Annotated in this window: 2 protein-coding genes; both read right to left on the reverse strand. The window is 76.4% G+C overall.

Annotated elements, in window-relative coordinates; genetic code table 11:
• On the reverse strand, positions 1-2,710 hold a 2,710-nt coding region (locus N866_RS22200), incomplete at its 3' end, for a murein biosynthesis integral membrane protein MurJ (RefSeq protein WP_052023198.1).
• Positions 2,707-4,020 (reverse strand): DUF6049 family protein (locus N866_RS21590; RefSeq protein ID WP_034228672.1); only part of this gene is annotated, 1,314 nt, incomplete at its 5' end. The genes N866_RS21590 and N866_RS22200, both read right to left, overlap by 4 nt.

Here is a 4,020-nt window from a genome sequence, read left to right on the forward strand (position 1 = left end):
CCTCGGCGGCGTCCAGCACCGGTGCCGCGACGGCGGCCGCGACGCCGGCGGCCCCCGCCGACGCCGACGGCGTCCCGAGGTGCCGCTGCCACGCGGTCGCGTCGTCGGACACGCCCGTGACCCGGTCGGGGTCGACGTCGCCCCACGGCTCGAGCTCGCGCACGAGCTCGGCGGGGCTGTGCGGCCCGTCGTCGTGCGGGCCGAGGGTGACGGTGCACAGCGTGTCGAGGTCGTTGGGCACGCCGGGGAGCAGGTCGGCGGGCGGCACGGGGGCCCCCGCGACGACCGGCGCCGCCGGCACCTCCGTGGCGTCCCCGACCGTCGCGCCCGGCCAGCGGCCCGTGAGCGCGAGGTACAGCAGCCCGACGAGGGCGACCGTGTCGGCGCGCGTGGTGGAGCGGGCGTCCCCGAGGCCGAGGTCCGCGATCTCGCCGTCCATCCCGAGCCCGGACACCAGGACGGCACCCTCGTCCGTGACGTGGACGCACGAGGGGCGCAGGGCGAGGTGGTGCACGCCGCGCCGGCGCGCGACCTCCAGCGCCACGGCCGCCTCGCCGACGACGGCGCGGGCCTGGTCCGCCGGCAGGGGGCCGTGCGCGGTGAGGGACAGCAGGTCCCGTCCGCGCGGCGGCTCGCTGACCACGTACGCGACGCCGGAGTACTCGCCGACGTCGAGGACGCGCAGCAGGCGCGGGTCGCTCACGAGCGCGGCGCGCCGGGCCGCGTCCTGCGCCTGCGCGATGCGCCCGCCCAGCAGGAGCGAGACCCGGACCGGCCGGTCGAGGATCTGGTCCCGACCCGTCCAGACCTCCACGGAGGGCAGGTCGGAGCGGTCGGGGTGCTCCAGGCGGTACCGGCCGGCGACGAGCGCGCCCCGGCCGATGGTCGCGGGCTCCACAGGACCACCTCCGTGTCGATCGGCCGAGCTGTCGGCCGCGTCCCCGGACGCACCGTCCACGGGCACCGTTGCCGCGGTCGCGGCCGTGGTGGCCGGGCCCGCGACGGTGCCCGTGCGGACGTCGTCGTCGGTCGCGCTCATGGTACGGGCCGCTCCCCGGCGTCGGAGCAGGGGTGCCACGAGGTCCTCGAGCTCCCGGACGCCCAGCACCCGCAGGAGCACGACGTACACCGCGAGCATGACGAGCCCGACGACGACGCACACCAGCAGGGCGCGGAACAGCCCGGCCCGCGACAGGTCGCCGAACAGGAGGCTCAGCGGCCAGCCGACGGCGGCCGCGGCGACCGCCGCGACGGCGGCGCGCACGTGCGTGCGGACGACGTCGCCGCCCACGCCGCCCAGCCGCTCCCGGACCTTGCGCGCGCCGGTGAGGGCCCCGAGCCAGTACGACGCGGCGATCGAGGCGCCGGCGACGGCGGTCCACCAGTCGATGGGCGCGAGGAGCCGGCCGAGGAGCGTCCCGACCGCGACCAGACCGGCCATGGGCAGCTGGAGCCAGAACAGGCCCTTGGCGTCCTCGTAGGCGTAGTAGATCCGCTGGATGAGCGCCCACGCCCCGAGCGCGACCAGCCCGAGCGTGAGCGTCACGACGACCGGGGTGAGGACGGCGGCAGCCTCCGGGACGTCGCTGATCGTGATGAGCCGGGAGACCGGGAGCGCGAGCACCAGGACGACGGCGGTGGCGAAGACCGTGAACACGCCGACGGTGCGCAGCCCGCTGGAGAAGTCGCGGCGCACGCGGGGCACGTCGTCGTCGGCGGCGGCCTGGGCCAGGCGCGTGTAGAGCGCCGTCACCAGGGACACCGTCACCAGGGAGTGCGGGAGCATGAAGATGGTGAAGGCGATCGTGTACTGGTAGTTCGCCGCGACGGCACCGAGGTCCTGCTGCTCGGCGATCTGGGCCGCCCCGGTCGTCACGCGGGTCACGACGAGGATCCCCACCTGACCGACGACGTGGGAGGCGAACGTCCAGCCGGCCACGAACGCCGCGGTGCTCAGCCCCACGCCCCGCCAGCCGCGCCGGGGACGGAACGTGAAGCCGATCCGCCGCAGCGGGATGATCAGCACCAGGGCCTGCGCGGCGACCCCGAGGGTCGCGGTCCCGGCGAGCAGCGCCATCGGCCCGGTCGTCCAGAAGTCGTAGGACCCCGCCGGCGCCCCGGGCTCGTGCGCGCCGTAGATGCCGATGAACGCGAGCATCCCGAGGATCGCCACGACGTTGTTCAGGGCCGGCGCCCACATGTACGGCCCGAACAGGCCGCGCGCGTTGAGCACCTGACCGAGCAGCGTGTACACGCCGTAGAAGAAGACCTGCGGCAGCGACCAGAGCGTGAAGGCGATCGTCAGCGCCTGGAACTGCGGGTCCGTGCTGTCGGCGACGACGGCGACCAGCAGGGGCGCCGCGAGCATGAGCAGCAGCGTCGCGACCGCCATCACGACCGTGCCCACCGTGAGCAGCCGGTCCACGTACTCCTTGCCGCCCGGCTGCTTCTCGGCCCGGATGATCTGCGGGACGAGGACGGCGTGCAGGACACCGCCCGCGATCAGCATGTAGATCGCCGACGGCAGCCAGTACGCCGCCGAGAAGGAGTTCGCGGAGACGGTGAGGGAGCCGATCGCCGCGGTGAGGACGACGACCCGCAGGAGCCCGAGGACGCGCGACGTGGCGGTGCCGGCCGCCATGACGAGCGCGCTGCGACCGAGGCTGCCGCCCAGGCCGCCGCCCGCGCCACGGGCGTCGCTCGTGCTCATCCGGCTCCTCCTGACCCGGGCGGACGACCCGCACCGGCCGGACCAGTGTCCTCGACGTGCTGCGCCGTGGCACGGCCGGTCGACGCGGCACCGACCTCGGCCACCTCCTCGGGCGAGAAGGCGTCCGGGCCGGAGTCCAGCCGCGGCTGCGCGCGCCGACCCGTCCGGCCCCGCCGGATCGAGCGGACGAGGCCGACGACGAGCCCCAGCGCCAGGAGCGCGCCGATGGCGAGCGTGCCGATGCCCTCCCAGTCGGCGCGGACGCGGACGGCGATGACGGTGTCGTCGTCGACGAGGACCCCCTCGGGCGTGCGGACCTCGACGGTCACGCCGACGTCGGCGCTCTGGATCGCGTGGACCGGGACCTGCACGACCTCCTCGCCGCCGGCGGGCACCGTCACGGGCACCGCGCCGTCCGAGCGCAGCCGCGCGCTGTCGGGCCGGAGGTCGACGACGACCGAGACGTCCTGGTCGAGCGCGTTCGTCAGCCGGACGGGCATGCCGGCGCTCGTCGCGATGATCGTCAGGTCGCTCCCGGGCACCACCGCGACGGCGTCACCGAGCGCGGCGGTCCGGGCGCGGGCCGCGTCCGCCAGGTCGCTGCGCTGCTGCGGCCGGGCCCGCCACGCCACGGACGTCGGTGCCAGCAGCTCCAGCTCCCCGTCACCGACCAGCGCCTCGGGTCGGTCGACCATCGTGGCCAGGTCCGCCCGCTGCGCCACGGCGTCCGCGACCTCCTCGAGCAGCCGCCCGGGGACCTCGCGCTCGCCGACGACGCGCCGCGGCAGGCTGCCGCGGTCCAAGCCGGTGTCCGGCGCCCCGACCAGCGCGGTCACCGGCTCCATCCGGACCCAGGGCGCGTCCGCGAGCGCCGCGAGCTGGGCGTCCGCGACGGCGGGCTCCGGCGACCAGTCCCGCGGCAGGGTCGCGAGGACGTGCCGGGCGTCCGTGGGCCGCTCACGGGTGATCACCGCGAGCTCGGCGAGGAGGTCCTGCGCGGCGGTCGCGGGGGTGCGCTGGACGTCGTCGTCGCGGGGCCCGTCCTCGTCCAGCACGAGCGACCCGGTCCGCAGCCCGTCCGACAGGCGCTCGTCGGCGATGAGCGCCGTCACCTCGCCGCGGGCGGTCGACACGACGGCCCGGCCCGACGGCGTGTAGGTGAGCACCGCGGGCGGCAACAGCTCCCCGGGCCCGACGACGAGGCCGCGCGCCCCGGCGGCCTGGACGAACGCGGCGGTCGTCAGGTCGGGCAGGTCGGTCGCCGGCCACGCCAGGAGACCCGTGCCCGACGCCGGCAGCCCCGCGTCGCG

The sequence above is a fragment of the Actinotalea ferrariae CF5-4 genome, assembly GCF_000603945.1.
Lineage (GTDB): Bacteria > Actinomycetota > Actinomycetes > Actinomycetales > Cellulomonadaceae > Actinotalea > Actinotalea ferrariae.